Raw genomic sequence first — 2,007 nt, forward strand, 5'->3', positions numbered from 1 at the left:
TTTGATCCCGCGGGCGGGCGGGCGGGCGGGCGGGCGCGGAGCGGGCGGGACGGGACGGGAAGGGGCTCAGTGGATGGCGCGGTACTCGCTGGGGGAGACGCCGAAGGCGGCCTTGAATGCACGGCTGAAATGCGCAGCGTCGACGAAGCCCCAGCGGGCGGCGATCGCGGCGACGGGGCGGTCGGCGAGCATCGGGTCGAGGAGGTCGCGGCGGCACTGCTCCAGGCGGCGCGTGCGGATCCAGGTCGACACGGTCACCCCCTGCTCCTGGAACAGCCCGTGCAGATGGCGGGTGGAGATGAAGTGCGCCGCGGCGATCGAGGCCGGACCGAGGTCTGTGGAGGCGAGGTTGCGGTCGATGTGCGAACGGATCCGCTGCATGAGGGCGCGGTGCGGGTCGGCGGAGGCCTGGTCGAGACCGAGCTCCCGCGTGAACACGGTGGTCACGAGGTCGAGGGCGCTGTGCGCGAGCCGGGCCCCCGTCGTGCCGGCCAGCTCGTCGAGGTTGCCGGCGAGCTGCGTCAGGTACGGCACGACCATGCCGCCCAGCCCCTCCTGCCCGGAGATGCGGACGGCCGTGAGCTGCCCGATCATGTCCGCGGGCAGGCTGATGAGGTGCTTCGGGAACATGACCACCATGGTGCGGAAGTCCTGATCGAAGACGAGGGAGTACGGCCGATCGGTGTCGTAGACGGCGAGGTCGCCTGGCTGCAGGACGGCCTCGCGGTCGTCCTGGATGAGCAGTCCTGTCCCGGCGAGCATCAGGCTCACCTTGAAGTACGAGCGGTCGCCGCGGGCGATGAGCTCGGTGGTGCGCTCGACGACGTGCGAGGTGGCGCGGATGTCGTTGACGTGGACCTCGTCGACGGCGGCGCCGCGGATCACGCCGCGGAACTGGTCGGCGCCCGCGGAGGACACCTGCAGCGGGACGAACGACTCGGAGACGGCGGCGCGGAACTCGCTGATGTTGCGCGCGACGAGGGTCGACACCGATTCGGCGGGGGTGGTGAGGGCACCGTTCATGACTGATCACCTCGGGCTGGTGGGAACGACGACGTTGTATACGATCGCGTTCCGCGATGCTACCACCGGCGACGACCGCGCGGGGGGTGCCGTCTAGGATGTGGTCCGTGAAGGACGGGATGATGTCGACGGTGGGGCAGCGGATCCGGCACGTGCTCCGTCAGGTGCGCGGTCCCGCCACCTCGGACGCGGTGTTCGAGGCGACGGCGCTGATCGTCGGCGCGGCGTTCCTGCTGGTGGGGTTCCTCGTGGCCCTCCCGGTGTTCTGGGGGCACCAGCTCTCGATCAGCGGCACCGGCTCGATCGGCATGTTCGCGGCGTACGGCGGTGCGATCGCGGCCGCGCTCGCCTTCGCCCTGGGGCGCCTCGCCGTGCGGGCTCCGGAGGTCGACCCGTCGGTCGCGAGGGACGGATTCGCGGTCCCCGGCGACCGGCTCCGCTGGTACGACCTCGCCGCCATCGCCTTCGCGCACGCCGCCATCGCCTACCTCGGCTGGCTCGGCATCGCGCAGCTGCTGGAGCAGAGCTTCGTCGACGCCCCGGTCTTCGCGTTCCCCGGGGCGATCCTCGTCGCGGTGGCCTTCGCGCTCACCGGCTACGTCGCCTTCCTCAGCGCGGTCGCGCTGACGCCGACCGTGCTGTCGCTGGTGCTCGCGGTGTTCCTCGTCGTGGGCGCGTTCGCGGCGATGCTGGCGTCGAGCGACGTGCACTGGTGGCGCGACAACCTGTCCGCGCTGGGCATGAGCAGCAACAGCGCCTCGGTGGCCTTCAACGTGACCCTCATCATCGCGGGGGTCATGGTGACGACCATCTCCCGCTATGCGACCGCGGGGCTGCCCGTCGACGACCCGGTCGACCGCCGTGGCCGGACGATCGTGCGCGGGGGCCTCATCCCCATGGGGATCTTCCTCGCGTGCGTGGGCATCTTCCCGGTGGACGAGTTCTTCGGCCTGCACAACACGGTCGCGACGGGCATGGCGGTGG

General features: G+C 71.2%; 2 protein-coding genes. One reads left to right on the forward strand and one right to left on the reverse strand.

The annotated features are described in order from the left end of the window. Positions 1-66 precede the first annotated feature (66 nt). A complete protein-coding gene (locus B2W79_RS09295; protein ID WP_292788830.1) occupies positions 67-1,023 on the reverse strand; it encodes a helix-turn-helix domain-containing protein in 957 nt (318 codons plus the stop codon). Between the two features lie 107 nt (positions 1,024-1,130). Here B2W79_RS09295 and B2W79_RS09300 point away from each other — a divergent pair. Further along, the coding region (locus B2W79_RS09300) for a hypothetical protein (RefSeq protein ID WP_292788832.1) at positions 1,131-2,007 on the forward strand (877 nt) is incomplete at its 3' end.

Origin of the sequence: Microbacterium sp. UBA7513 (assembly GCF_002478345.1) — a bacterium.
Lineage (GTDB): Bacteria > Actinomycetota > Actinomycetes > Actinomycetales > Microbacteriaceae > Microbacterium.